The organism is Mesorhizobium sp. ES1-1, from assembly GCF_020164785.1.
In the GTDB taxonomy this organism is placed as follows: domain Bacteria; phylum Pseudomonadota; class Alphaproteobacteria; order Rhizobiales; family Rhizobiaceae; genus Mesorhizobium.
Genome location: NZ_JAIUGX010000001.1, coordinates 441,055 through 466,784 on the forward strand (window position 1 = coordinate 441,055; position 25,730 = coordinate 466,784).

The window sequence follows — 25,730 nt, forward strand, 5'->3', positions numbered from 1 at the left end:
AATCGCGACCGTCGAGGGCTACTGGACGCTAAGTTCTGTCCGCTCCCCAGCCTTGATGGCGAAGGGTGTTTCCTTGTCGGCCTTGTCAGTGGTGAAATTGGTCACCAGCACATAATCGCCCGCGGCAAGGGTTGTCTGCATCTTCTCTCCGAAGGCGTAAGTCACCTGCTTGCGCTCGCCCTGGATGTTCTTCTTGGCCTCATAGATCTTGTAGCCGTCGGCTCCGGGCGCCTCCACGGCCAGGACACCAGCGTTCAGCGTCACGTTGACATCGCTCATCTGACCGACAGTCACGGTGAAAGGCTGTTCGACGGACGCCGCCTGCACTTCTGCGCTCATCACATAGTCGCCGGCCGGGAGATCGAACTGGCTGTCGGCGCCAAAGGCATAGGTCACCTGGTCGCGTGTACCGTCGATCTTTTTGGCGGCCTTGTAGACTTTCCACGAGACATCGGTGCCAGCCTTCTCGCCGCCCTGGGTGTAGAAGGCATTTGCCTTGACCTTGCCCACGCCGACGATCATGTCCTTGTCCACGACCTGGCCGGCGGCGAGCTGCATCGTTTCGCTTGCCTCGCCGGCGCCCAGGCGCACGGTGATCTTGGTCTCGCCAGTCGGCACAACCAGCTTCGCCTCGCCGTAATTGCTGTCGGACGTGCCACCGGGATAGGCGATGCTGATCTGCGCGTTGCGGTCGACATCTGCGCCGGGCCATGGCCGCGCGCGGATGTCGAGCGACGCGGCGTTTAGGTTGAGCGCCATTTCCGTCGCCTTGTCGGCGGTCAGAGAGACTTTCGCTTCGGCTCTCGCAGCCCCGCTGGTCGCAACGACGATATAATTTCCCGCCGCAATGTGGAACTTGATGGCGTTGTAACCGGAATCGACATGCTGGCCGCTCGTCCCCTGCGCGTCATCCTTGAAGATCTCGTAATAGATATCGGACTTCGGCTGTTCGCCACCCTCCTTGAGCAGCGCTGTCGGAATGAGATTGTAGTCGATCTCCGCCGCTTTCGGTGCTGGAGCTGGTTCGGGCGATGGTGCCGGAGCGGGGGACGGTTCTGGCGCGGCGACCGTCTCGGCCAACGCTTCCCGCAGCGCCTTCGCGTCGGATGCCTGGATATACTTGCCGCCTGTATTGTCCGCGATGCAGGCGATCTGCTTGCCTTCGTCGGCGGTCAGGCCGAAGCCGACAACGTCGGCGGTGAAATCGACGCCGGCCGCCTCAAGCTCCTTGCCGAGCGCGCACGGATCACCTCCGCAGGTTTCCAGGCCGTCGGTGATCAGGACGACAGTTGCCCTGTCCTCCGTATATTTCAACGCCTCGGCAGCCTGCTTGACGGCCGCTGTGAGGGGTGTCTTGCCCAGAAATTTCAGGCTGTCGGCGGCAGCGGTGATCGCGCTTGCCGATCCGGGCTGGGGCGGCACGATCAGCTGGATATCGTCGCAGCTGCCTTTTTCGCGATGTCCATAGGCCATGAAGCCGATTTCCGCATCGGCGGGGGTCGATTGAAGGACCGTCTTCAGCGATTCCCGAGCGATTTCAAGCTTGGGCCGGCCATCGATCTGCGCCCACATCGAGCCGGACGCATCGAGGACAATGATGACCCTATCGGCGGCAAAACCCAGCGTTGTCATCGACAAAAGGAACATCGCCGCGGCGATGTTCCGTGCAAGTCCCGCCATCGAAATCTCCTGAATGAGCCATCCCGTCCGTCCGCGCGCCAAAGCTATTTGAGCCCGCGTCGAGACACAAGCCCGGGCCGGTGGCGGCTTAATATGTGGTGCGTCGCTCTTCCGACGGCGGCCTGCCGAATTGCAGCCGGTAGCTCTGGGCGAAATAAGAATGCGAGGTGAAGCCCGTCGCGATCGCGACGTCGAGGATCGGCATGTTGGTCTGGCGCAGCAATTCGCGTGCCCGCTCGAGCCGCAGTCGCATATAGTAGCGGCCGGGCGTGACATTGAGATGGCGCAGGAAAAGGCGCTCGACCTGGCGCACCGACAAGCCCGCCGATTTGGCCAGTTGCACCGCCGACAGAGGCTCGTCGAGATGGTCGGCCATCAATTCGACGATACGCCTGAGCTTCTCGGACTTGCCGGTCAGGTCGCGTTCGGGGCCGACACGCTGCCGGTCGCCCGCCGAGCGGATGCGCTCGTGCTGGAACTGGTTGGCGACGCCATTGGCGAGGTTGGAGCCGAAGTCGCCCCGCACGATCTCAAGCATCAGGTCGATCGAGGTGGTACCCCCGGCGCAGGTGTAGCGCTTGCGATCGATCTCGAAGACGTTGCCCGTGCAATTGATGTCGGGAAAGCGCTCGACGAAGCCGGCGCGGTTCTCCCAATGGATCGTGCAGCGATAGCCGTCGAGCTGACCTGCCTCGGCAAGCAAGTAGGACCCAACCGACAGCGCGCCCAGCGCATTGCCACGCCGGCCCCAGCTCCGCAGCGCCGCCAGAACCTTGCTCTTGCCGTGAAATTCCGTCGTCAAACCGACCGAAACGAAGAGGATGTCGACGGGCGGGAGGTCGGCAACTGCGTAGTCAATCTTCAGCGGCAGGCCGTTCGACGCCATCACGGCATCGCCATCGGCCGATACCGTGGTCCAGGCATAGAAATCGCGGCCAAGCAGACGGTTCGCCGAACGGAAGGTGTCGATCGCCGCCGCCAGCGAAAACATGGAGAATTTGTCGACCAGCAGGAAGGCAAAATGCCGGCCACCTTGAACGGGATCGCTGACGACCGGCCGCTCCTGGAGACTGGTGGGGTTCGGCAAAGCTGTGGCTTTCAGGGACAATCCGGGCTCAGAAGGAGGGCCGCTTCAATCCGGCCGCAAGATAGGCCGAGGCTAACGTATTGGCCATCAGCATGGCAATGGTCATAGGCCCGACGCCGCCGGGCACAGGCGTGATGGCGCCGGCCACCTTGGCCGCTTCCGTATAGGCGACATCGCCGACGAGGCGGGACTTGCCCTCGCCCTTTTCGGGCGCGGGAATGCGGTTGATGCCGACATCGATGACCGTCGCGCCAGGCTTGACCCAGTCGCCTTTGACCATTTCCGGCCGACCGACAGCGGCCACCAGTATATCAGCGGTGCGGGCGAGTGCCGGCAGGTCCTTGGTGCGGCTATGGGCGATGGTGACGGTGCAGTTCGCGGCAAGCAGCAAGTTGGCCATCGGCTTGCCGACGATGTTGGAACGGCCGACGACCACGGCATTGAGACCGGACAGGTCCTTGCCGCGCACGCGTTCGATCAACAGCATCGAGCCGGCCGGCGTGCAGGGAACGAAGGCGGTGTCGAGTTCGCCCGTGCCGAGCTTGCCGACATTGATGAAATGGAAGCCGTCGACATCCTTCTCCGGCGCTATGGTCTGGATGATCTTGCCAGCATCGACATGAGCGGGGAGCGGAAGCTGCACCAGTATGCCGTTGACGGCCGGGTCGGCATTGAGCTCGCCGATGATCTTCAGCAGGGCCTGCTCGGACGTTTCGGCGGGCAGCGTGTGCTGGACCGAATGAAAGCCGCAATCCTTGGCGGTGCGAGACTTGGAGGCGACATAAACCTGGCTCGCCGGATCCTCGCCGACGATCACGACGGCGAGACCGGGCTTGGCCCTGCCCTTGGCAATCAGGTCGGCCGTCAGGGCCTTGACCTGCCGCACCACGTCTTCGGCAACACTCTTACCGTCAATTACTTCGGCCATGGACCACCCTCAACACCGCGATGCTTCGGGCGACATTTTCACGAAAATTCGGCGGGGCAATCTCGTCAGAGCGCCGTCCCATGCCGCTAACTCGAAACCGGCAGCCTTTATTCGACGCTCAGAAATAGCGGCGGCCCGCACGGCTTCCGGTGAGTCCATGGACTGCTTCGCGGAATTCACGCAGGCTGGCGCGGATTTCATCGATCGATGGCTGGGAACCGGCCGGATCGGTGGCTTGCGAAGGCTCCTCCGACTGCGCGAGAGGCTGGGGCGTCTGCCGCGGATAGGGCGCGGGCCCAAGTGGACTGGGCGTCTGCCCTTCGGCCGTTGGCACGGGCCGCGAATCGGGATAGCCGGCTTGCGGCTGCGTCCGCGAGGGCTGCCCCCGGGGAACGTCCATCGGCTGCGCAACGTGCCGCGGATCCGGAGTATCGGCGCCCTGCGGGGAAGACGATCGCGAAGTTACCTCTTGCGAAGCGAATGCCGGTGATGGTTCGCCCCGGGCGGTTGGAGCCCGATCCTGCGCGGAGATTCCAATGTCCGCTGCACCGGCTGCCGACCTCTTGGGACGGGTCTCACCCGTGTCCCGTGCGGGCGGCTTGCGCGACAAGCCATCGCGCATCCTCGACAGCAGTGCACCGATCCGACCGTCCTTGGCGCTTGCGGCTTCTGCCTGTGGAGGCGCGGGCGATTCTGGGAGCCGCGATGTCGGCGGAGGTGCCGCCTGATATGCCCTGTCCTCGTATCGCGTCCGGCGCTCGTCCTCGGAGCGGTCGCGGCGCGAGCGCGATGTGGCGGTCTCGCGCAAGCTCTCATAGGCGCCACGCATGACGCCGAGGCCGATGCCGGACGCAAAGCCCAGCAGCAGCCCGGCAAGCACGATCATGGCTCGCGACGGCCCGGTGGCCTCGAGCGGGGCGAAGGCCTTCGAAATCACATTGATGTTGGCGGTGTTGATATCTTTCTGCTCGCCAGTCTCCTTGGCGCGCAGCAGATATTGTTCATAGACCGACCGTTTGGCGGTTGCTTCGCGCTCCAGCTCTCGCATCGATACCAGGTCGTCGTTGACGTCGCCGCTGCGGACTTTCAGCTGCGCCAGGCGCGACGCAAGATCCTGTTCGAGCTGAACCGCGCGCTTGAGGTCCACCTGCAACGACGACGCGATGCGGCGCAGCTCCGACGCGATACGCTCGCGCGCGCCGGCGAGCTGCGCATTGAGCGCCTGAAGCTCCGGATGGCGGGGGCCAAGCCGGATGGCGGCGCGATCGGCCTCCTGCTTGAGCGTCGCGTATTGCGAACGCAGGTCGCTCATCGTGTTCGAACTGATCTCTTCCGGCAGGGTTCCGGCGAGCACGGAGTTGACGTCGACCCCGCGCGCCGAGGCTGCCCTGGCGTTGAGTTCCAGGGTGCGGGCGCGCGCAACCGACAGCTGCTCGTTGAGCTTCAACATTTCGTCGTCGCTGATGAGATGGCCCTGCGCGTCGACGAGGTCGTGCGAGGCCCTGAAATCCTCGACCTTGCGCTCCGCGGCTTCGACGCCCTTGCGCAACTCGTCGAGCCTCGCCGTCAATTCGTCGGTGGCACGACCGGCGGTCTCCGACTGAATCTGGCCGAAGGTCTGCAGGAACACGTCCGTCATGGTGTTGGCGATCAGCGCCGACTTCTCGCCGTTCTGCGTGGTGGCGCTGACCGTGATGACAAAGGTTTTGCCGCCGCGCTCGACCGACAGGCTCTCGGCCAAATTGTTGAGGGCCAGGGCGCGGCGGCGCTGGCTGTCGGCACCGCCCGGCCCGTCACTTGGCGAAAGGACGGAGCGGATCAGCGAGATAGGGCTGAAGCCGCCACCGCCCTGCCCGTTGAACTCAGGATCGTCGACGAGGTTGAGCTTGTCCACGACCTTGTTGAGAACGGTTCCCGACGTCAGCACCCGCACCTGGTTTTCGACGATAGCCAGCGTGGCGTCGGAAGCGACGACCGATTGGGTGAGATCGCGGTCGGTTAGTTTCAGGTCTCGCGGGTCGACGATCAGTTCGGTGGAAGCTTCGTATTTCTTGGGCGTCGACAGGGCGATAGCAATCCCCAGACCGGCGCCGAGAAGGGTCGTGGTCACGATCAGGAGCTTCGACCTGGCAACGCCCCGCACGACCTGCATCGGATCGATCAGCGGCTTCCACCGCTGTCCGTCGCCGTCATCGCTGGAGGATTGTTGCACTCCATGGGGATGACGAACTTCGAATTCGGCGTGCGACCGATAGGCATCCTGGTCATGTTCCGGCCGCGGCCTCTGTTCGGTCGCGGCTGGCGAGGCTGGCGCATATTCGGCGGATTCCACCTGTTGCGGCGGTGGGGGAAAATCAGATTCATGGCCGGGCGATTGCGTCTCACGCTGCGAGCGGGCGAGACGGTGACGTGTCGCGGCATCCTCGCGCCATGAGGGGTGCGCGCGATAGCCTGGCGACCCGGGCGGCGCTCCGGTGTCGTCCTCGCCGCGAACAGCCTGACCGAGCGCGAGCAGAGACCGTTCGCGCTTCCAGTCTTCACGGTCTTTCATGTCAACCATAGTCTTGGCGCTTGTTCCTGGCGGCCACGACGTCGCAGTCGGCCATTCGTTAAACCACGCTAAACAGGCATGGAAAACAAAACGTTAATTTTGCCTCGGAGGAGAGGCTGTTTGCGTGCGTCGCCGGCGCACCTGGCACCCGCCCAGTTATTTTCCGAACGGCACGTTAAGCTTTGCGATCTAGGCTCTCGCCAACACATGACGCAGGCCAGTGACATACCGCAAAAGCGGCTGCTCGCCCGGATCGGCGCTTTCGTGGCCGAGCGACGGGGGGTCTTGCGCGACTATCTGTCGGCGATCAGCGGCGCCGGCGGTCGCCTGGTGTTCTCGCTTGCCTATTTCATCGCGCTTGCCAATACGCTGTCGATTTCCGAGTTTGGCATGTTCGCCACGGCCTCCGCGGCGGGCGTGATGCTGTCGCGCATCCTCGCTTTCGGTTTCATCTCGGCCCTTTACCGCACGGCCACCATCCGCCCGAACCTCATCGGCACTTTCACCGCGGGCTTTCTGCTGCTCGCGCTGCTGTCATTGCCAATGCTGGCCGCGACCTCGTTCGGCGTCTATCTGATTTTCTTCGCCGGCACGGTGCCTCTATCGGTATTCGTGGCGATCGTCGCGGCCGAAGCGCTGCTGTGGCGGCCGGTGGAAGTGGCGCTGATCGTCAACAACGGCCTTGGCAGGTTCGGGCGCGCAGCGGTGCTGGCGATCCTGGCGACGGCACTGCGGTCCCTGGGCGCTGTGCTGTTCATGGTCTGGCCAGAGCACAGCATATGGATATGGTCCTGGTTCTATCTCGGCGCCAACGCCGCGTCGCTGCTGCTTGCGTTTGGTTGGTTCTACCCGCGGCAGCGGCTGCGGCTGCGCATCGCGCTCTACGTGCGCCGGCTTGCCGATTCCATCTACGTCGCCGGCGCGGAGATATTGTTCTACCTCCAATCGGAATTCGACAAGCTTCTGGTCCTTGCGATCGGCGGGCCGCATCTGGCCGGTATCTACGCCATCATCATGCGGCTGGTCGACCTGACGGCAATCCCCATCCGCACCTTCTCGATGATGCTGGTGCAGCGCATGATGCGCGCGCCCGACATGCTGTCACGGCTGCGAGTGAAGAGCGGCATCGAAGGCGGGGTCTTTCTCGTCTCGACTTCGGCGCTGCTGGCGCTGGGCCTGGTGCTGCATTTCTTCCCCAACGCACTTGGCAGGAATGTCTCGGAGGCGGCCCCCCTCGTGGGGCTGGCGATCTGCGTTCCAGGCCTGCGCAATCTGGTCGAGTACCAGGCCGAGCTTCTGTTCGCGAGAGGACAGACGCTGGTGCGAGCGCTCAATCTCGGCCTGCTGGCCGCACTGAAGGCGGCGCTGCTGACCTATGTGCTGACGAGGATCGCCGACACGCCAACCCTTGTGCTGTCGCTCAACGTCGTCTTCCTGTTTCTTTACATCGCGTCCATGCTGCTCACCTATTCGGCGATGCGCAAGCCAGCCAAGCCGGTCTAGAATTTTCTTGCTGGTGCCTAATGCCGGAAGGCCGAGCCTAGGCTTGGCGACTCAGCCTTTGTCCAGCCCGATCAGGCGGCGGATACGGCCGATATCGGTGCCGATGAACGACTGCATGCCGATGGCCACCTGCTCTGGCGACATGGCTGCCACGAAATGGCGGAACTCGTCATCCGAAAGCGCTTCGCCCGTCCAGTGCACGCGGCAGAATTCATCCGCAGCATGGAAATGGCCGGCGCCGCCCTGAAGATCGTCGACATAACGCCCGTAAATCATGCATTCGGAAAATCTGCGCGCCGACCCCACGACTTCGACCCAGCCGCGCTCATGGACCTTCTCGATCCGGGCGCACATGGCCAGCACGGTGTCGCGCCGCCACGCGATCAGCGTCGAAATGTAGTCGTGGTTCGACGTCCGCGACGGATCGATGCCGAGGGCCGAGCCGGCGTTGCGGGACCAGGCACGATGCTCCTCATAGCCTTGCTGCGCGAGCACGCCGTCGCGGCGGAACAGTCGCGCCTTGCCGTCGCGCCAGAAGGCGTCACAGTCGAAGGGCTTGAGGAAGGCGACATCGGAATCGCAGAAGACGAGCACATCCTCGGACGCGTGGGCGGCAATGGCTATGCGGCGCAGCTGCTGCACATGCCAGCCGCGCAGCGGTTGGGTCTTGAGGCTGAGCCAGACGCGCCGGCGAAACAGGCTGAGGGGATCGTCGAAGGCGCGCAGCCAACGCGGCAGCAGATCACGCTCGTCGACGATGCTGCGGCGCCCGTTCTCCAGCTGTCGGAAAAGCGCGATGTCGCGATGCTCGACCAGAATATAATGATGCGCCACGCCGGTGACGTGCCGGTCGAGTGTCTCGCACAACAGGCGGCAGCGTTCGAAATCCGGTGCGTAGCTCGCCGTCACGACGGCGCAAATCGGCGTCGACGGAAGCGGGCCGGAGTCGATGGCTACACCCGACGCGAACTGGCTTTTCAAGCGATGTCTCCGGCGGCCCGGACCCTGCGCGACAATCTCTGTCTGGCCACCCTCATCAGGAACAGCGGATTGCCGACAATATATCGGCGCCAGAGGCGGCCGGGCTCGATGGCAAGCCGGAACACCCATTCGAGGCGCAGCCGGCGCATCCACAAGGGCGCGCGCGGCACGGTTCCGCTGAAGAAATCGAGCAAAGCACCAACGGCGATCGGCAGCGTGCAATGGCGCGCGTCGATATGGCGGGCGATCCACAGTTCCTGGCGTGGAACCCCCATGGCGACAAGCAGCACGTCCGGACGCAGATCCTCGATGCGCTTGATGATCCCGGCCTCCTGATCGGCGGAGAAAAACCCATCATGGATGACCACGAAGCGGTGCTGGCCGGCCAGCGCCATCAACCTGAGCGACGCCGCTTCGGCATTGGCGCGCGTGGCGCCGAGCAGCCCCACGGTCAGCGGCTGCGTCGTGGCTTGCAGGAACGCCGGCACGAGATCGGTGCCATTGAGGTTGTCTGGAAAGGGCGCCCCGTAGAGAAACTTCGCCGCCAGATCGACACCAACGCCATCGGGCAGGATCAGGAAATCATCCAGCGCTTCTGCGAAGACCGGATCGATGTAGGCAATGTTGGCATTGTGGGCGTTGAGGAAACTGATCTTGGTGAAACGCCGCTCCGCAATCAGCCGGCCCAGCAAACGGATCGCGTCGTCCCAGCGGATGGCGAGCACCGATATGCCGAGAATTATCCTCAGCCTGTCGCGACTGAACACGGGACGGGAGGGATACACGCTCATGAGAACGCCTCCTGCCTCGCCCTGGCGAGCTTGCGCAGGCCGATCCCGATAGCGGCATCGAGCGCGGCGAGCTGGCGCCGGTGAAAAACGGCGCCGTCGACATCCCGGATGTCGGCCGCAGCCGCCTCCAATGCCTCGGCGAAGGTGGCGGGATCGTCAGTGACCACGCAATTGGAAGGGCGATGGTCGATACCACGCAACGAGTGGCTGGTGGCGACGGAAGGCAGGCCGAGTTCAAAGGTTTCGATCGTCTTCAACTGGACTCCGCTGCCAGCGGTGCTGATCAGCGGGATGACGGCGGCGCCGCGGACGAAGGCCTGCGCATCCGGGACGCGACCGACGAATGCGACACCCGGATGAGCGGTAGTCACTCCCGACGGGACGTCTCCGGCGATACGGATGCGAAAATCGGGCCGCAGACGCGGCACGACCTTGTCGAGGAACCAGTCGAGTCCGATGCGATTCGGCTGCCAGGTCCAGGTGCCGATCAAGGCCGCGTCGCAATCGATGCGACGAGGACTCTTTACGGTCGGCGCCTTGGCGTCGGTCACCAGGGGCAGCACCGCGGAACGGTCTGCGGAGGCCACACCAAGCGCGGCGCGATCGTCCTCGGCCAGCGTGAAGACGAAGCGAGCCCGGCGGCAGAGACGCTCTTCCATGGTCTCAAGCAGCCTCGCTTCGCGGCGAAACAGCAGGCGCTGGAAGATGCCGGGGGCGGCGGCAGCGTTCTCCAGCGCCGAAAGATGCTCGACATTGTGAGCGATGAAGATCGAGGGCCGGTCGCCGAACAGCTTTTCAAAGGCACCGGCAAACTGCACCGAATTCAGGATATAGAAGTCGACCGGACCGGCGCGTTCAACGGCGGCGACAACATCGGTCTCAGACACGATCCGCAGTTTGACCGATGCGAAGGTAAGGCCCGAAAGCAGCGCGTTGCCGGCCCATGCGAGTTTCTGCAGCGACGAGGCATTTTCCGTGCGTACGTCAATAGGGCCCAGCACAAGGGTGTTTTCAGGATCGGCCGCGGATCTTCCCGGCCAGGTGAAGCCAAGGACCGTCACGCGCGCGCCAGTGCGCCGCAAGGCGGCGATGATGGCGGCGTTGGCGATCTCGTAGCCCGAGGCAAGTCCGCCGTCGGGCACGATAGATGTGGCGAACAGCAGATGCATCTCACCTATCCCGTGGTGCAGCCGGTAGCAAAGTGCGGTGAAGCCTTGCTTAAGCGGACACAATCGGCGGTGCAAAGCTCATGCATGGCAGGCTTCTCCCTGCAAGGTGATTAACGAAACGTTATCGCCGCGATGCTACCACAGCACCAACTCACCATGTGACTGGACACGGATGATCCCTTTGCCATCGGACGGTTCGGTATCGATCGTGGGACGCTCGCCGCAGCTTGCCGCCGAGACTATCGACGCAGTCGTCACCTTGCCGACCTTCAAGCGCCCGCAACAGGTGCTGGAAACCCTTGCTTCCTTGAAGGCGCAGCGGACCGGCAGGCGCTTTGCCGTCATCGTTATGGAGAACGAAGCGGAAGCGCTCGCCGGCGCCAAGGCCGTGCTGCCGCTGTACGAGCGCGGCGAGGTAGAGGGCTTGGTCGTCGTTGCGCATGAGCGGGGCAATTGCAGCGCCTACAATGCCGGCTGGCAGACGGCGATCGTGCAGTTTCCGAACTTCAGGCATCTGCTGGTCATCGACGATGATGAAACCGCCGATCCACAATGGCTGGAGCGGATGTGCAAGGCAGCTGAAACACTCGGCGCCGACATTGTCGGCGGCCCGCAGATACCGCACTTTGCGGATCCGGCCCATGCGAAATGGGCCGATCATCCCGTGTTTGCGCCCCCTTACCGGATGTCGGGACGGGTGCCCGCGTTGTATTCGTCCGGCAATCTTCTGGTCGGGCGCAACGTGCTGACAGCCATGGGGCCGCCCTTTCTGGATCTCAGATTCAATTTCATGGGCGGCGGCGATTCGGACTTCCTGAGCCGGGCGGTGCAACGCGGCTTCGTTCTGGGCTGGTGCGCTGAGGCCGAGGTCCGGGAGTCCGTACCGGCGCGGCGCGTCGAGGCCGACTGGATCCGCGCCCGCAGCCTGCGCAATGGCGTGATCTCGACGCTGGTCGAGAAGAAGAAGCGCGCCGGTTCGCCGCTCGCCGGCACCAGGGTGCTGCTGAAGAGCCTGGCGCTGCTTGCCGCCTCGCCGTTTCGCGGCCTGACGCGGTTGGCATTAACGAGATCGCCGGCGGTCGCCATCTACCCCATCCATGTGGCGCTCGGCCGTGTACTGGCCGAATTCGGATATGCCAATGAGCAGTACCGCCAGCCCGAGAAAAACTGAGCGGGCGCCGCTCAGCGCCGCGTTCACGCGCGAAGGCGTGGCGACCACGATCGCCGCGTTGCTGTTCACAGTCATCCTGGTGTCTTTCCGGCCATTCCAGCCCGGCGGGGCCGTACTGACCGGGGACGGCGGCGACATCGTCAACCAGCTCGGCTTGGGCTCTCTCGGCGCCGTCTCGATCTTCTCGCTGATGGCCTTCGCCGACCCGCGCATCGTGCGCTCGCTGCTGAGCCCCTCCTGGATGCTCATGCTGGGTTTCTTCTTCCTGTCGGTGGTCCTGGCGACCGACCCGCCTTCGGCCATGCGCGCCGCCTCGTTCACGCTGATCGGCATCCTGACCATGGCGACCATCCTGGTGCTGCCGCGCGATGCCGACGCCTTCGCGAAGGTCATCATTTTCACCGCCGTCGTGGTCATGGGCCTTTCCTATGCCGGCCTCATCGTCTTCCCGCATGAGGCGATGCACACCGCCGATTCGCAGGAGCCCGAGCATGCCGGGCTGTGGCGTGGGGTGTTCACCCACAAGAACATCGCCGGACCGATCATGGCCTGTTTCAGTTTTGCGGGCCTTTATCTCTACCGGCGCGGGCAACGCTGGTGGGGCGCGGGCATTTTCTGCGCGGCGATGATCTTCATGCTGCATACCGGCTCCAAGACGACCGCCGGTCTGGTGCCCTTCTCGATCCTGATCGTCGTGCTGCCTAGCCTGATGGGTATGCGGCTCGGCACGCCGATCCTGTTCGCGGCGGCGATAATCGCCACGGCGGTCGGCACGCTGGGCATCGTCTTCCTGCCGCCGGTCAAGCATCTGGCGGCAATCTATTTCCCCGACATGACCTATACAGGCCGAACGACGCTGTGGGAGTTCGCCGGCTCGATGCTGGCGAAGAAGCCATGGACCGGCTACGGCTACGAGAGCTTCTGGGGAACGCCACTGCTGCTCAACCAGGACCAGCCCTTCGACCGTCCGTGGGACATCAGGACCATCGTGCACGGCCATGACGGTTACCTCGACATCGCGTTGTTGATGGGCATTCCGGCACTTTGCGTGGCCGTCTACACGTTCCTGCTGGCGCCTTTACGCGACTACATGCGCATCCCTCTGCGCAAGGAGAACATCTATCTCGGCGACTTCTTCATGATGGTCGTGCTGTTCGCAGCGCTCAATGCCTTCCTGGAGAGCTTCTTCTTCCATCGCGGCGATCCGGTATGGCTGTTTTTCGTGCTGGGGGTGCTCGGCCTCCGGCAAGTGTCGCTGCGCCCGATTGCCGTGCGAGAGGGCGGTCGCAATGCGCGGTCTTGGCCTCGTTCCTGACAGGGCTTCCCCGCCGGGGCGCGAGCGTTTATGTGAAGGCCTTCCTTCGGAGGGCTCCATGACGATCAGGCTTGTTCTCGCCGGCTGCGGCAATATGGGTTATGCGATGCTCTCGGGCTGGCTGAAATCCGGCAAGCTCGCGCCATCGGCGGTTTTCGTGGTGGAGCCCAATGCCGATCTGCGCCAGCGCGCGGCAGCGCTCGGCTGCGATACGGCGCCGGATGCCGGCGACATTCCCGCCGACGCCGTGCCGGAGCTCGTCGTCATTGCGGTGAAGCCCCAGGTGATCCGTGACGTCTCCGCGGCCTATAAGCGCTTCGGCGATGGCCGAACCACTTTCGTCAGTGTCGCCGCCGGCACTCCGTCGGCCACTTTCGAGGCAATCCTCGGCCACCGCGCACCGATCGTGCGATGCATGCCCAACACGCCCGCCGCCATTGGCAGGGGCATGATGGTTGTGTTCTCCAACAAGCTCGTTTCCGAAGATACCAAGCGTTTCGTCACCGACCTGCTTTCCGCGAGTGGCGAAGTGACCACCATCGAGGACGAGGGCCTGATGGATGCCGTGACCGCCGTCTCGGGCTCGGGGCCGGCCTACATTTTCCATTTCATCGAAGCGTTGACCGTCGCCGCCGAGAAGGCGGGCCTGCCTGCTGCAACCGCCCAGCTGCTGGCCAAGCAGACGGTCTATGGCGCCGCCTCGCTGGCCATCGAAAGCGACGAGGAACCCGGCGTGCTGCGCCAGCAAGTGACGAGCCCCAACGGGACGACCGCCGCAGCCCTTGCCGTGCTGATGGGCGAGGATAGGCTGACCAACCTGCTCACCGAAGCGGTCGAGGCGGCGCGCCTGCGGTCGATCGAACTGGGAAAATAGAGCCGGCACTGATGCGGCTCGCGGGCCGGGAGAGATTGCACAAAGCCGGCGGCGCGCTCTTTGGTCGAAATCGGCCAATTTCCGCCCCGCTGCCACCGGATATCCACAACTAGTTTCCACGTGGCGCCGCGAGCGCCGCCAGCTCCATTTCGAGCAGGCAACGGCAATTTTTCCAAGCAACGCAGGACGATAGCTGCGATTTCCCGTGGGCGGGGAGCGCGCCGTTCGTTGTGCGCCATTGGCCCAAAGGGTTGCCGATTGACATTGTCGTGAACAGCCACAATAAAACATTCGTTTGGCGATGGAGGCAAATGTTCATACCGGTCAGGTCGACAGGGAAGCGTTTGTCTCGGTCATAATCGGGGGAAGCATCTTTCGCGCCAAGGTGCGGAAGATGTTGGATGGAGCATCAATAGGGGCGCCGGGCCTGGCTCGGTGATCCTTGGGGAGGAAAAATGGACACTATTCTCGCGGGCCTCAAAGGGGCCATCGATACGCTTGGGCCGACGATCCTGCTGCCGATCGTCATTTTCATCATCGCCGTGGTTCTGGGCGCCAAGGTCAGCAAGGCCTTTCGCGCCGCCGTCACCATCGGCGTCGCCTTCATCGGCATCAATCTGGTGCTCGGCCTCATGTTCACGTCGATTGGCGACGTTGCCAAGGCCATCGTCACCAACACCGGAATCCATCGCGACATCATCGATGTGGGCTGGCCATCGGCCGCGGCCATCGCCTTCGGTTCTTCGGTCGGCCTGTGGGTCATCCCGGTCGGCATCCTGGTCAACATCGTGCTGCTGCTGACGCGCATGACGCGCACGCTCAACGTGGACGTCTGGAACTTCTGGCACTTCGCCTTTGTCGGCTCGCTCGTCGTCGCCGCCACGGACAATCTTGCCTACGGCATCATCGTTGCCGCCCTCGTCGCGGCGCTGTCGCTGTTGTTCGCCGACTGGTCGGCGCGCGCGGTGCAGCAATTCTATGGCGTGCCCGGCATTTCGGTGCCGCATCTCGCTTCCGCGCAGATCCTGCCGATCGCCATCATCCTGAATTGGATCATGGACCGCATCCCCGGCATCAACCGCATCAACATCAACACCGAGACCATCGAGCGCCGCTTCGGGGTGTTCGGCGAACCTGTCGTGATGGGCCTCATCATCGGCCTCGTCCTCGGCGCCATCGCCTTCTACAATGCGGGCGAACTCGGTGTCGTGCTGTCCAAGGTCCTGGGGACCGGCATGACGCTGGCCGCGGTCATGCTGCTGCTGCCGCGCATGGTCAAGATCCTGATGGAAGGGCTGATCCCGGTCTCCGACGCCGCGCAGGAATTCGTGCGTAAGCGCACGGGTGACCGCGAACTTCTCGTCGGGCTCGATTCGGCGATCCTGATCGGCCATCCGGCGGCGATCTCCTCGTCCCTGATCCTGGTACCGATCGCGATTATCCTGTCCATCATCCTGCCGGGCAACCGCGTCATCCTGTTCGCCGACCTTGCGGTCATCCCTTTCATCGTCGCCATGACCGCGCCGCTGGTCAAAGGCAACGTGTTCCGCATGGTGGTGATCGGCACGGTGACCCTGGCCATCGGCTTCTACGTCGCCAACGCGCTTGCGCCGCTGTTTACAAGTGCCGCCGTCTCGTCGGGCTTCAAGCTGCCGGCGGACGCGCTGCAGATCACCTCGGTGGTCGACGGCTTCCTGTGGGTGCCCTACGTGATCATCGAGGCGATGGGACTTGGCGTTATCGGCCTTGTCGTGATGGCTGTGGTCATCGCAGCGCTGTTCGTCCTCTACCGCCGCAATCCGCTCGGCTGGGAGCGGGCGGCAGGTGCGGAGGACGAGCCTGTCGACGGCACGGTCTGAACTTCACGCCTCTCAATCGAAACGATCGTGCGCCCTCCCCGGGCGCACGATCTATGACGGAGCAAGACATGTCGAATGGCCTCATGCAGCTTCTCGACCCCGAAGCGATCGTGCTTGGATCCGATGCCTCCACCAATGAGGAGATCATCCGTATCCTGGCCGGCCGTCTAGAGGCGCTCGGCTATGTCAAGGGATCCTATGCCGACGCAGTGGTGCGGCGTGAATCGACCATTCCGACCGGACTGCCGCTGGAGCGCGCCGACAACGTCGCCGTGCCTCATACCGATCCCGAGCATGTGCTGAAGCCCGGCATTGCGCTGGGCACGCTAAAGCACCCGGTGACCTTCGCCAACATGGAGGATCCTGACGAGATGCTGCCGGTGGGCTTTGTCTTCCTGCTTGCCATCAACGACAAGGACAAGCAGATTGAAGCGTTGCAATCCGTCGTGGCCACCATCCAGGATCCGCAAGCCCTGGATGGCTTGAGATCCGCCAGGACACTCGACGACGTGCGCGCCGTGCTCGGCTGAAACAGGAGGAGCAGTGATGGCCAGACAGAAAACGATACTCTTTGCCTGCGGTACCGGTATCGCGACCTCGACCGCGGTCAATGTCGCCGTCACCGAGGAGATGAAGAAGCGCGGGCTCACCTTCAATGCCCAGCAGGCGAAGGCCACGGAAGTGCCGGGACTGGCCGACAGCGTCGACTTCATCGTCGCCACGACACCGATTTCTGCTTCGGTGACCAAGCCGGTCATCAAGGGGCTCGCCTTCCTTACCGGCATCGGCAAGGACAAGGTGCTCGACGAGATCGAGGCGCAATTGCGCAAATAGCGCAACGGACCCGGATTACCGGGGCCGGGTCAGACAACCCTGACGTAGCTCGTCATTCCCGATTTCTGGTGCTCGATGATGTGGCAATGCAGAAGCCAGTCGCCGGGATTGTCGGCGACGAGGCCGAGGCTCACCTTCTCGTTGGGCTGGATGAGATAGGTGTCGGAAATCAGCGGCTGCACCTGGCGGGTCGAGGACGACAGGACCTTGAAGCTCATGCCGTGCAGATGCATCGGATGCGATTGCGGCGTCAGATTTTCCATGTCGATGACATAGCTCTTGCCGAGCTTCAATTCGGCCAGAGGCGCGGTCGGATCCGGCGTGTCGCCCGACCACGGCACCTTGTTGATGGCCCAGAAACTGTAGCCGAGCGAACCGCAGATGCCGTCGCTCGGAACATTTTCAGCCGTGGCGCTGAGTGCCAGCGAAATATGCGCGGCGGCGGAGAGGTCGACTTCCGGCACCGGGTTGACCTCCAGCGGCCCGAGATCGAGGAGGTCGCGCTTGAGCGATGACCCAGTCGCACGCAGGGTGGCCAGGACCTTGGGCTTGGTGCCTCTGACGTCGCGCAGGCTCACGACAGCGTCCTCATCGTCGGGCATTCTGATAGCGAGTTCCATGCGCTGGCCCGGTCCAAGCAGCAAGGCATCGGGCGAGAAACGCTCCGGCACAGGATTGCCGTCGAGCGCGATGACGGCGGCCTCGGCGCCGTCGACGCGGAACGCATAGATCCGCGTGACATCGGTGATGGCCACGCGCAGCCGTGCCAGCCCTCCTGCCGGTGCGTCATAGCGCGGCTGGTCGAGCCAGTTGGCCGTGCGCACCGTGCCATAGGTGCCGGTCCTTGCGGCGTCGCGTGGCCGGAACTGATCGATGAACTGGGCGTCGTCGCCGAGCCGCCAGTCTCGCAGGTTGAGGACGATCTCGGCATCGAATTTCGGATCACCCGGGTTCTCGACCACGATCACGCCGGTCAGCCCATGGCCCATCTGGGTCAGTGTGTTGCAGTGCGGATGGTACCAGAAGGTGCCGGCGTCCGGCGGCGTGAACGCATAATCGAAATGGTCGCCTTGATAGACGTAAGGCTGGACCAGGAACGGAACTCCGTCCATGTTGTTTGGAACACGAATGCCGTGCCAATGGATGGTCGTCGGGTCGTCGATGCCGTTGACAAGGCGCGCGGCGAAAGGCTCGCCCTTCGTCATTCTGAGCACCGGCGGCATTCCGGCACCGCCATAAGTCAGCACATCCCTGGTCTCAGCGACATCCATCAGCTTTGCCTGGATCGTTGCCGTCTTCAGCACGACCGGCTCAGGGCTCGCGTTGGCCCAGCCGCCAAGCCGGCCCATGGCCGACAGTCCGACCCCGCCCGCGCCGGCAATCGCGGCCGTCTTCAGAAGTCCCCGGCGTGTGAAGAAGGTCATTCCGTGCTCCAACTGCTTGGGCGGCTAGCCCAGCGCCGTCATCGTCATGCCATGGACCACAGGCCGGAAACCAGCGCAAATGCCGCTTTGCCGCAGGCGCGGAACCCCATATCTGCCGCCACCAATAGACCACCGCGTAGGATTAAAGACGACAGAGTTCGACCCCGCGGTCAGACGTTCGGCCCGGGTTGAGCTGAGGGCGTGGCGTAGGGGAACGTTCTTCTATTCTTGAGGTTGAGTCTTGAAGGAGACTTCCATGAATGACACCGAGAGCATTTGGACACTGACCGTGATTGGCGGCCCCATTATCCTAGGAGCCATCATCGCTTATGCCCTAATCAAGCAGCGAAGGCTCAGGCAGCCTGAAAAGGCTAGACAGAACCAGGCCGTTAAAAACCTCTACGATGACCCTGACGGTGGCACATCACCCGCTGGAGATGCACGCTCTGTCGAGGCAGAGGTTCGCGCCCCGCAGAAATAGGAACACCTGCCGATCCGTTGCTTGCCGAGCCGCCGGCTCTCCAGTCGGCTGTGAGGTTCCTAAGTAGTCAGATGGCAACCTTGCTCCACAGCTGCGCCTCTGCACGCAGCAGCATGCCAAACAGGTCGCGCGGTTCGTCGGGATCGGCCAGCATTGTCGAGTTCCTGATAGAGGCCGGTGGACGTCAGCTGGTCGCGGACGTATCGCAAGGCCGAGAAATCCTCGATGGCGAAGCCGACCGAATCAAACAAGGTGATCTGGCCGGGATCGCGCCGCCCAGGCACCGAGCCGGTAATGACCTGCCATAGTTCGGTCACTCCGTGATTCGCAGCAAGCTGCTGGATCTCGCCTTCTATGCGGGTCTGCGGTCCGTATTCGACGAAGATGTCGGAGCGCAGCAGGATGTCGCGGTGCAGTTCGGTTTTGCCTGGGCAATCGCCGCCAACCGCGTTGATGTGGACGCCGGAGCCCACCATGTTGTCGGTGAGGATGGTCGCATACTGCTTGTCGGCCGTGACAGTGGTTATGATGTGCGCACCCTCGACCGCCTCCTGTGCAGTGCTGCATGCGACCAGATCGAAGCCAAGCCCAGCGAGATTGCGGAAGCATTTCTCCGTCGCCGTCCGGTCGATGTCGTAAAGCCTCAGCTTGCGAATGCCGAGCAGCGCCTTGAACGCCACCGCCTGAAACTCCGCCTGTGCGCCATTGCCGATCAGCGCCATGCAATCGGAACCGACTGGGGCCAAGTGCTTTGCGGCGAGCGCCGACATCGCCGCGGTGCGCAGCGCGGTCAAGATGGTCATCTCGGACAGCAGCACCGGATAACCGTTTTGAACGTCAGCCAGGACGCCGAAAGCGGTCACCGTCTGGCGACCTTCGCGCATGTTCTTGGGATGACCATTGACGTATTTGAAGCCATAGACCTCGCCGTCGCTGGTCGGCATAAGTTCGATGACGCCCTCGGCGCTGTGCGAGGCGAGACGCGGCGTTTTGTCGAACAATTGCCAGCGCCTGAAATCATCTTCGATATAGCCGGCCAGTTCCACGAGGAAGCGCTCGACGCCGATTTTCAGCACCAGCTTCATCATGTGGTCGACGCTGACGAACGGCAAGATGTTGAGCTTCGGGATCATTTTGTTTCCTTGCTATCGGCATGGCGCGCCGTCCATGCCGCCGGGGCCAGATGAGCGCACATGCCTTCAGACAGCTGACGGGTTTCAAATTGGATGTATCAGGTCAGCTTCGCTGCACCCGCACCGCGGGGATCAGGCCTTGCGGGCGAAGCAGCAACACGGCGATGACCCCCGACAGCACGATGGCATCGCGGTAAGGCGCGATCGCCGCCGGTAATGTCGCCTGCAGCAGCACCTCGATTATGCCGAGCAGGAAACCGCCGGCGACAGCACCAGGCAAGCTGCCCAGACCGCCAACGACGGCGGCGATGAAGGCCTTCAGCACCGGTGTGAAACCCATCAGCGGATCGACCGAGGCACGCTGTGCCACCCAAAGCATGGCCGCAAGCCCCGCCAGCAGCCCTGACAGCAGGAAGGCGGTGGCGATGATGCGGCTGGCCGGAATGCCCATCAGCCGCACCACGTCGAAATCCTCGGCCGCCGCGCGCATCGCCGTGCCGGTCACCGAACGGCGCAGGAAGGTCTCCAGCAAAATCAGCGCCAGCGCCGAGACGACGATCGAGATGCTGGGACCGACGCCGATGGTGAAATCGCCGAAAGAAAAGGCACCCGTCATCCAGCCTGGCATGGCGACGGCCTGCGGCCGGGCCGAGATGCCGTTCTGGAAAACGACTTTCAGCAGGCTGGAAACGGCAAAGCTGGTCAACAATAGACTGGTGACGCTGGCTCCGCGCATGGGCCGGAAGGCGATGCGCTCCATCGCCACTGCGGCGAGCGCCCCACAGGAGACGGCGACAAGCACGGCAAGCGGGAAGGGCAAGCCGAACACCAGGGCGGCCAAAAGCGCATAGCCCGACAGCGTCATCAGTTCGCCATGGGCGAAATTGATGAGGCCGACGATCGAGAAGACGATCGCAAGCCCGAGCGCCAGAAGCGCATAGACGCCGCCGAGGCTGATCGCATTGATGATCTGCTGCGCGAACATGCTTCCTAAGCTCCCAAATAGGCTTGGCGGACGAGATCGGACGAGGCAAGTTCCTTTGCCGTGCCCGACAGCACCACCTCGCCATTGGCGAGCACCACGGCGCGGTCGGCGATTTCGAGCGCCAGCGCCACATTCTGCTCGACCAGAAGAATGGTCATGCCCTTGCGGCGCAGTTCGGCGATGAGGTCGAAGACGGTATCGATCAGCTGCGGGGCGAGGCCGAGTGACGGTTCGTCGAGCAGGATCATGCGCGGCTTGCCCATGAGCGCGCGGGCGATGGCCAGCATCTGCTGTTCGCCACCCGACAGATTGCCGCCCTTGGCGCGATAATAGCGGCGCAGGATCGGGAACAGCTCCAGCATCTCTTCCTCGCGCAGCCGCGCCTCGGCTGCGGGTTGATGCACCGCGCCCCCCAGACGCAGATTGTCGGCCACTGTCAGGCTGGCAAAGATGCGACGGCCCTCCGGAACCAACGCGACGCCTTTGCGGGCGACGACTTCCGGCGCAAGGCCGGTAATGTCGACGCCTTCAAAGACCACCTTGCCTGCAGCAACCCGCACCAGCCCGGCAATCGCGCCGAGCGTCGAGCTCTTGCCTGCGCCATTGGCGCCAACCAGCGCGAGGATCTCGCCGCTCTCGACCGTGAGGTCGACGCGGCGAACCGCCTCGACTTCACCGTAGCGGATCTTCAGGCCTTCGACGCTCAGCATGGCATTACGGCGCCGGCACGTCGGCAGCGTCCGGGATCAGCGTCTTGACATGCTTACCCTCGCCTCCTTCGTAGCGCATGAGCGCCACGGCCCGTAGCGGCATGCGGTTTGTGCCGGCATAGGTGATCTTGCCGGTGACGCCCTGGAAATCCTTGAGGCCAGCAATGGCGTCCCGGATCGCTTTCGCATCGTCGGAACCGGCCGTCTTGACCGCCTGATCGAGTATCAGGCCTATCTCGTAGCCGTTGACCTCATATGTCGATTCCGGAGCATGGCCGGCATATTTGGTGAAGGCGGCGTTGAAGGCCTCCAGCTTGCTGCCCGGCTCGGCATAGCCGGCAGCCGTATAGACCACGCCGTCGACCAGTTTTCCCAAGGCCTTGATGGTCGGTGTGCCGATGGCATCGGCACCGTAGACCGGAACGGTGACGCCGGCGCCTCGCAATTGCTGAATGAAAGCCGGGAAATCAGGCTCGTAGGCTGCCGTCATTATCAGGTCCGGCTGGTCGGCCATGCCCTTGATGTTGGTGATCTCGGCGGAAAAATCGGGCTGACCCATGCTGAACGTGCCGCGACCAACGACGGCGCCGCCCTTCTTCTCGAACACCTTGCCAAAATATTCGGGCAGGTTGGCGGTATAGGTAGAGTCCGGTGACGTCAGCAGGAAAACCTTCTTCTTGCCTTCCGACACGGCGAAGTCGGCAACCGCCGTCGCCTGCACGTTATCAGCGGGATAGGTGCCGAACATCACGTCACCCACCGCGTCGGTGAGCACGGGGGCGGATCCGCACAGCGTCAAGGTCGGAATGCCGGCCGGCTGGGTCAGCTGGCCCGCGGAGATCGAGGCATCGGCGTCGCAGGGCGTGATCATGATCTTGGCGCCTGCGTCGATCAATTCCTGCGCAACGGTGGCGGTCTGGGCAGTGTCGGAACGTGTGTCCTTGATCAGAAGCTTCACGACGTATTTGCCGCCAAGCCCGCCCTTGGCATTGAGTTCGTCGAGAGACATGCGCAAGCCGGCGAGTGCGGGCTGATCGTAGGGGGCCAGGCCACCGGTCTGCGCGGTCGCAGCTCCGATGATAATCTCTTCGGCATTGGCCGTGGAGAACGAAGCGATACCGAATACGGCCGCGCACAGGGCAGCGCGTTGGAGGCGGTAGAGACGTGGCATGTGGTTCTCCTTCTGGATTTGTTATCGTTGGATGAGTGGGGCGTTGCGGGTCATGCGGTCTGTTCCTCCGATGCGGCCGACTTCGCGCGGGCAGTGCGGCTGCCGAGATAGGCGGCGATCACCGCAGGATTGTTCTGGACCTCGCTCGGCGTGCCGTCGGCGATGACGTGGCCATGGTCGATGACGACGATGCGCTCACACAGAGTCATTACCAGCCGCATGTCGTGTTCGATCAGGACGACGCCGATTCGGCGCTCGACGCGGACCGCGGACAGGATCGCGACCAGTTCGGCAGTCTCGACCGCGTTCATCCCGGCAGCGGGTTCGTCAAGCAGCAGGAAGCGCGGCCTCAGCGCCAGCGCCCGTGCCACTTCCAACCGGCGACGTTGCCCATAGGCGAGCCTGGCCGCCGGCTGGTCGGCCAATTTCTCCAACCCCATGCGCGCGAGCTCCGCCATGGCCGCCGCTTCGGCCTGGCCAAGGTCAGGTTCCACCTGGCGCGCGGCAACGACGGCATTTTCCAGCACGGTCATGTGCGGGAAGACCCGGATGTTCTGGAAGGTGCGGGCAACGCCCGAGCGCGCGAAGCGGAAGGCCGACGCCTGCCGCACGGTGCCACCGACGGATACCGTCCCGGCACTTGGCTGGACATCGCCGGCCAGCATGTTCAGCAGCGTCGTCTTGCCCGCGCCGTTGGGGCCAATGATGCCCGTGATACTGTCGGTCTCGAAACTGAGCGATACGTCGTCGACGGCGACGACGCCGGCATAACGGCGCGTCAGATGCTCGGCTACCAGCCGGTCGGCACTCACCGGCCTCGGCAGCGCGGTCGATGCATTGACCGCAGGGCTGCCGGTCATGCGCATCAGGTTCAGCTCGCGCTCACCGAAAAGGCCGGTCGGCCGCCGCCAGATGACCAGGATCATGGCGATGGCCAGCACGCCCTGAGTCAGTCCGAACATGACCGGCAGATGCAGACCAAGCACTTCTCCGCCACCCTCGAAGCGGCGCACAGCCTCGATGACGACAATGGTGACGATGACGCCGGCAAAGGCGCCGAGCGAAGACGACATGCCTCCGACAATCAGCATGGCGAGCATGGTGAAGCCTAGATCGAAATAGAAATCGCGCGGCGAGAAAGCGCCCAGGAACTGCGCCATCAGGGCGCCTGCGGCCATGGCGGCGATGACACCGGCCACCCAGGCCGCGAGTCGGGCCATGCGCTGATCGACGCCAACCGCGGCGGCACCACGCTCGTCATCGGCGGCGGCGCGAGTTGCCAGGCCAAAGGAGGTTTCGCGAAACAACCTTGCCGCTATGAGCGCCACCGAGGCGACCGCCGCAGCGGTCCAAAGGCCGACCTCGCGCGGCACGCCGTAGAAGGGCTGGCTGCCACGGGTGATTTCGCGCCCTGCAACCAGAAGCGTGTAGACGATGATCAGCATGGCAAGCGTTGCGATCGAGGCGCTCGATCCTGTCAGCCTCAGCAGCGGCGTGCCGGTCAGCAGACCGACAAGCGCGGCAAGAGCAAGGACGACGGCCAGTGCTGCGAAGAAGGAAAGTTCATGTCCTGCAAGAAACTGCGGCAGATCGCGCAATGCGGTCCGCTGCAGGGCGGCTGGCATAGTGAGAATGCCGGTGGCGTAGGCGCCGATGCCGACAAAGGCGGCCTGTGCGAAAGAGACGATGCCGCTGTTGCCGGAGAAAATCTGCAGCCCAAGCACCGCCGTCAGCATGATCGCGGCATAGGTGACGACGCGTTGCATAGCCGCACCGCCGAAGGCGGCGGCGGCGAGCGCCATCAGCAACAGCACCGCCACCATGCATAATGCATCCACCGTCGCAGCGCGAAACGCAGCAGGCATGACATTGCGTGGTTTGCTGTCGTCGGGCGCCGCCGCCATCACGCAGCCTTGAAACGGCTGGGCAAGAACGGCGTTAGGATTGGCTGAGCGCCTTCGGTGACCAGTTTGGCGATTGCTTCGCCTACGGCTGGCCCGGTCTTGAAGCCGTGCCCGGAGGACCCTGCCGATACAACCAAACTTTCGACACCAGGCATGGCCCCTATAACGGGCAGATCGTCCGGGCTCATGTCGTAGAGCCCGGCATAGCCGGGGCGGATGCCAAGCTCCGCCATGGCCGGAACACGGGTTGCGAAGGTTTCTAGAATCTCCACCGATTCCGCCTCCTCCACCCCTTCCATGTAATTGTCAGGGTCCTCAACCAGACGCGGCCGCCCAGCGTGCTCATGGCGCAGGCCGGTGCCGCCACCGGCCCAGGTCCCAGCCAGGATGACGCCGTCATTGTCGGGTCGCGCATAGTTGCAGGAGATGTCGTCGCACCACGCAAAAGGCATCACTTTGCGCGCCCGCCCGGCCGCATCGAGCACGGCCATGGGGTGGCGCTCGACATGCAGCGGCAGGTCAAGGCCGATCGTCGCCAGTAGCCGGCGCGTCCACGGACCGGCGGCGAGAACGACCGTATCGGCCTCCAGCACAGTGCCATTGGCAAGAGTGACGCCCGTGATGCGGTCGCCCTGTCGTTGAAGGCTTTCAACGGCCGTGTTCTGCAGGATCGTGGCCCCATTGGCCCGGGCCGCGCGGGCGATGGCGTTGGTCGCGCCGAAGGCATCGGCGTAGCCGAATTCCGGCTCCCACAAGGCCAGTGCGACATTGTCCAGCGTGAACCCCGGCGCGGCGTCGCCGAAGGCTTGCGGCGACAAAGTCTCCATTCGCGCGCCCTCGCCGCGAATGCGTTCGGCCGCCGCCGTCCAGCTCGCCTCATTGTCGTTGCCGCAGACCCACATCATGCCGATCTCGGTGACGAAGGAGCCCTCGCCGGCGATCTCCGGCAGCGACACCAGGATTTCGCGGCCGCGGATGGACAGCTGCGACAGTTCCGGCAAAAGGTAGAAGGCGTGTAGCAAGGCAGATGATTTGCCCGATGGGCCGCCAGCGGGATGGGTCTGCTCGACGAGGGTAACCTTCACCCCAGCCTTGGCCAGGTGATAGGCGGCGCTCGATCCGACAATTCCCGCACCGACGACGATGACGTCGCTTCCGTTTCGCATCGAAGTTCCCCAG

Annotated in this window: 21 protein-coding genes and 1 pseudogene; 8 read left to right on the forward strand and 14 right to left on the reverse strand. The window is 63.7% G+C overall.

Going from position 1 to position 25,730, the window contains the following annotated elements; translation table 11 throughout:
- Nucleotides 1-18: 18 nt before the first annotated feature.
- The 4 genes from LB513_RS01885 to LB513_RS01900 all read right to left on the reverse strand — a co-directional run bounded on the left by LB513_RS01885 (nucleotide 19) and on the right by LB513_RS01900 (nucleotide 6,255).
- Complete coding sequence (locus LB513_RS01885; RefSeq protein ID WP_224661744.1) at nucleotides 19-1,680, reverse strand: vWA domain-containing protein; 1,662 nt, start codon at nucleotides 1,678-1,680, stop codon at nucleotides 19-21.
- Between the two features lie 88 nt (nucleotides 1,681-1,768).
- Nucleotides 1,769-2,788, reverse strand: a complete 1,020-nt coding sequence (locus LB513_RS01890; protein WP_224661745.1) for a GlxA family transcriptional regulator — start codon at nucleotides 2,786-2,788, stop codon at nucleotides 1,769-1,771.
- Between the two features lie 7 nt (nucleotides 2,789-2,795).
- Nucleotides 2,796-3,695 (reverse strand): bifunctional methylenetetrahydrofolate dehydrogenase/methenyltetrahydrofolate cyclohydrolase FolD, encoded by a 900-nt coding sequence (folD, locus tag LB513_RS01895; protein ID WP_224661746.1) that lies wholly within the window; start codon nucleotides 3,693-3,695, stop codon nucleotides 2,796-2,798.
- Nucleotides 3,696-3,813: 118 nt separating this feature from the next.
- On the reverse strand, nucleotides 3,814-6,255 hold the full coding sequence (locus LB513_RS01900; RefSeq protein WP_224661747.1) for a GumC family protein: 2,442 nt from the start codon (nucleotides 6,253-6,255) through the stop codon (nucleotides 3,814-3,816).
- Nucleotides 6,256-6,453: 198 nt separating this feature from the next.
- Between LB513_RS01900 and LB513_RS01905 the strand changes: the two genes are divergently transcribed.
- Nucleotides 6,454-7,749, forward strand: a complete 1,296-nt coding sequence (locus tag LB513_RS01905) for a lipopolysaccharide biosynthesis protein (RefSeq protein ID WP_224661748.1) — start codon at nucleotides 6,454-6,456, stop codon at nucleotides 7,747-7,749.
- A gap of 51 nt (nucleotides 7,750-7,800) precedes the next feature.
- Here the strand turns inward: LB513_RS01905 and LB513_RS01910 are convergent, their stop codons facing one another.
- Genes LB513_RS01910 through LB513_RS01920 form a run of 3 tightly spaced genes read right to left on the reverse strand, consistent with a single transcriptional unit; the run spans nucleotide 7,801 to nucleotide 10,690 of the window.
- Nucleotides 7,801-8,730 carry a DUF6492 family protein gene (locus LB513_RS01910; RefSeq protein ID WP_263481904.1) on the reverse strand — a complete coding sequence of 310 codons (930 nt, stop codon included), beginning with the start codon at nucleotides 8,728-8,730 and terminating at the stop codon, nucleotides 7,801-7,803.
- Entirely contained in the window at nucleotides 8,727-9,521 is a 795-nt protein-coding gene (locus tag LB513_RS01915) for a WecB/TagA/CpsF family glycosyltransferase (RefSeq protein WP_224661749.1), read from the reverse strand. The genes LB513_RS01910 and LB513_RS01915 overlap by 4 nt, the downstream gene beginning before the upstream one ends.
- Nucleotides 9,518-10,690, reverse strand: coding sequence for a glycosyltransferase (locus tag LB513_RS01920; RefSeq protein WP_224661750.1), 1,173 nt, complete (start codon nucleotides 10,688-10,690; stop codon nucleotides 9,518-9,520). The genes LB513_RS01915 and LB513_RS01920 overlap by 4 nt, the downstream gene beginning before the upstream one ends.
- A 172-nt stretch (nucleotides 10,691-10,862) precedes the next feature.
- On the opposite strand from LB513_RS01920, the gene LB513_RS01925 reads away from it, so the two are divergent.
- The 6 genes from LB513_RS01925 (at nucleotide 10,863) to LB513_RS01950 (ending at nucleotide 16,743) form a co-directional block, all read left to right on the forward strand.
- Nucleotides 10,863-11,861: a glycosyltransferase family 2 protein gene (locus tag LB513_RS01925; RefSeq protein WP_224661751.1), complete on the forward strand. Its 999-nt coding sequence runs from the start codon at nucleotides 10,863-10,865 to the stop codon at nucleotides 11,859-11,861.
- A complete protein-coding gene (locus LB513_RS01930; RefSeq protein WP_224661752.1) occupies nucleotides 11,830-13,176 on the forward strand; it encodes an O-antigen ligase family protein in 1,347 nt (448 codons plus the stop codon). Before LB513_RS01925 ends, LB513_RS01930 begins: the two co-directional genes overlap by 32 nt.
- Before the next feature lie 58 nt (nucleotides 13,177-13,234).
- The gene (gene proC / locus LB513_RS01935; RefSeq protein ID WP_224661753.1) at nucleotides 13,235-14,050 is read left to right on the forward strand and encodes a pyrroline-5-carboxylate reductase; all 816 of its coding nucleotides are present in this window, start codon (nucleotides 13,235-13,237) and stop codon (nucleotides 14,048-14,050) included.
- 455 nt (nucleotides 14,051-14,505) lie between these two features.
- Nucleotides 14,506-15,909, forward strand: a complete 1,404-nt coding sequence (locus LB513_RS01940; protein WP_224661754.1) for a PTS galactitol transporter subunit IIC — start codon at nucleotides 14,506-14,508, stop codon at nucleotides 15,907-15,909.
- A gap of 68 nt (nucleotides 15,910-15,977) precedes the next feature.
- Nucleotides 15,978-16,439: a PTS sugar transporter subunit IIA gene (locus tag LB513_RS01945; RefSeq protein ID WP_224661755.1), complete on the forward strand. Its 462-nt coding sequence runs from the start codon at nucleotides 15,978-15,980 to the stop codon at nucleotides 16,437-16,439.
- 16 nt (nucleotides 16,440-16,455) lie between these two features.
- Nucleotides 16,456-16,743, forward strand: a complete 288-nt coding sequence (locus LB513_RS01950) for a PTS sugar transporter subunit IIB (protein WP_224661756.1) — start codon at nucleotides 16,456-16,458, stop codon at nucleotides 16,741-16,743.
- Nucleotides 16,744-16,772: 29 nt separating this feature from the next.
- On the opposite strand, the gene LB513_RS01955 is transcribed toward LB513_RS01950, so the two are convergent.
- Nucleotides 16,773-18,167, reverse strand: coding sequence for a multicopper oxidase family protein (locus LB513_RS01955; RefSeq protein ID WP_224661757.1), 1,395 nt, complete (start codon nucleotides 18,165-18,167; stop codon nucleotides 16,773-16,775).
- Nucleotides 18,168-18,423: 256 nt separating this feature from the next.
- Between LB513_RS01955 and LB513_RS01960 the strand changes: the two genes are divergently transcribed.
- On the forward strand, nucleotides 18,424-18,648 hold the full coding sequence (locus LB513_RS01960) for a hypothetical protein (protein ID WP_224661758.1): 225 nt from the start codon (nucleotides 18,424-18,426) through the stop codon (nucleotides 18,646-18,648).
- 67 nt (nucleotides 18,649-18,715) lie between these two features.
- Here LB513_RS01960 and LB513_RS01965 read toward each other — a convergent pair.
- The 6 genes and pseudogenes from LB513_RS01965 to LB513_RS01990 all read right to left on the reverse strand — a co-directional run bounded on the left by LB513_RS01965 (nucleotide 18,716) and on the right by LB513_RS01990 (nucleotide 25,717).
- A pseudogene (locus LB513_RS01965) lies at nucleotides 18,716-19,781 on the reverse strand (ornithine cyclodeaminase).
- 103 nt (nucleotides 19,782-19,884) lie between these two features.
- Complete coding sequence (locus LB513_RS01970; RefSeq protein ID WP_224661759.1) at nucleotides 19,885-20,766, reverse strand: branched-chain amino acid ABC transporter permease; 882 nt, start codon at nucleotides 20,764-20,766, stop codon at nucleotides 19,885-19,887.
- Nucleotides 20,767-20,771: 5 nt separating this feature from the next.
- Nucleotides 20,772-21,476: an ABC transporter ATP-binding protein gene (locus LB513_RS01975; protein WP_224661760.1), complete on the reverse strand. Its 705-nt coding sequence runs from the start codon at nucleotides 21,474-21,476 to the stop codon at nucleotides 20,772-20,774.
- Between the two features lie 4 nt (nucleotides 21,477-21,480).
- Entirely contained in the window at nucleotides 21,481-22,647 is a 1,167-nt protein-coding gene (locus LB513_RS01980; RefSeq protein ID WP_224661761.1) for an ABC transporter substrate-binding protein, read from the reverse strand.
- Between the two features lie 50 nt (nucleotides 22,648-22,697).
- A complete protein-coding gene (locus tag LB513_RS01985; RefSeq protein ID WP_224661762.1) occupies nucleotides 22,698-24,512 on the reverse strand; it encodes a branched-chain amino acid ABC transporter ATP-binding protein/permease in 1,815 nt (604 codons plus the stop codon).
- A gap of 38 nt (nucleotides 24,513-24,550) precedes the next feature.
- Complete coding sequence (locus LB513_RS01990; protein ID WP_224661763.1) at nucleotides 24,551-25,717, reverse strand: NAD(P)/FAD-dependent oxidoreductase; 1,167 nt, start codon at nucleotides 25,715-25,717, stop codon at nucleotides 24,551-24,553.
- Between the last annotated feature and the right edge of the window lie 13 nt (nucleotides 25,718-25,730).

Coding starts and splice junctions, on each gene's coding strand:
- LB513_RS01990 (WP_224661763.1), bottom strand. CDS start 25,717: ATGCGAAACGGAAGCGACGTCATCGTCGTCGGTGCGGGAATTGTCGGA.
- LB513_RS01955 (WP_224661757.1), bottom strand. CDS start 18,167: ATGACCTTCTTCACACGCCGGGGACTTCTGAAGACGGCCGCGATTGCC.
- LB513_RS01980 (WP_224661761.1), bottom strand. CDS start 22,647: ATGCCACGTCTCTACCGCCTCCAACGCGCTGCCCTGTGCGCGGCCGTA.
- LB513_RS01930 (WP_224661752.1), top strand. CDS start 11,830: ATGAGCAGTACCGCCAGCCCGAGAAAAACTGAGCGGGCGCCGCTCAGC.
- LB513_RS01985 (WP_224661762.1), bottom strand. CDS start 24,512: ATGCCTGCTGCGTTTCGCGCTGCGACGGTGGATGCATTATGCATGGTG.
- LB513_RS01885 (WP_224661744.1), bottom strand. CDS start 1,680: ATGGCGGGACTTGCACGGAACATCGCCGCGGCGATGTTCCTTTTGTCG.
- LB513_RS01920 (WP_224661750.1), bottom strand. CDS start 10,690: ATGCATCTGCTGTTCGCCACATCTATCGTGCCCGACGGCGGACTTGCC.
- LB513_RS01970 (WP_224661759.1), bottom strand. CDS start 20,766: ATGTTCGCGCAGCAGATCATCAATGCGATCAGCCTCGGCGGCGTCTAT.
- LB513_RS01945 (WP_224661755.1), top strand. CDS start 15,978: ATGTCGAATGGCCTCATGCAGCTTCTCGACCCCGAAGCGATCGTGCTT.
- proC (WP_224661753.1), top strand. CDS start 13,235: ATGACGATCAGGCTTGTTCTCGCCGGCTGCGGCAATATGGGTTATGCG.
- folD (WP_224661746.1), bottom strand. CDS start 3,695: ATGGCCGAAGTAATTGACGGTAAGAGTGTTGCCGAAGACGTGGTGCGG.
- LB513_RS01950 (WP_224661756.1), top strand. CDS start 16,456: ATGGCCAGACAGAAAACGATACTCTTTGCCTGCGGTACCGGTATCGCG.
- LB513_RS01940 (WP_224661754.1), top strand. CDS start 14,506: ATGGACACTATTCTCGCGGGCCTCAAAGGGGCCATCGATACGCTTGGG.
- LB513_RS01925 (WP_224661751.1), top strand. CDS start 10,863: ATGATCCCTTTGCCATCGGACGGTTCGGTATCGATCGTGGGACGCTCG.
- LB513_RS01975 (WP_224661760.1), bottom strand. CDS start 21,476: ATGCTGAGCGTCGAAGGCCTGAAGATCCGCTACGGTGAAGTCGAGGCG.
- LB513_RS01960 (WP_224661758.1), top strand. CDS start 18,424: ATGAATGACACCGAGAGCATTTGGACACTGACCGTGATTGGCGGCCCC.
- LB513_RS01915 (WP_224661749.1), bottom strand. CDS start 9,521: ATGAGCGTGTATCCCTCCCGTCCCGTGTTCAGTCGCGACAGGCTGAGG.
- LB513_RS01900 (WP_224661747.1), bottom strand. CDS start 6,255: ATGGTTGACATGAAAGACCGTGAAGACTGGAAGCGCGAACGGTCTCTG.
- LB513_RS01905 (WP_224661748.1), top strand. CDS start 6,454: ATGACGCAGGCCAGTGACATACCGCAAAAGCGGCTGCTCGCCCGGATC.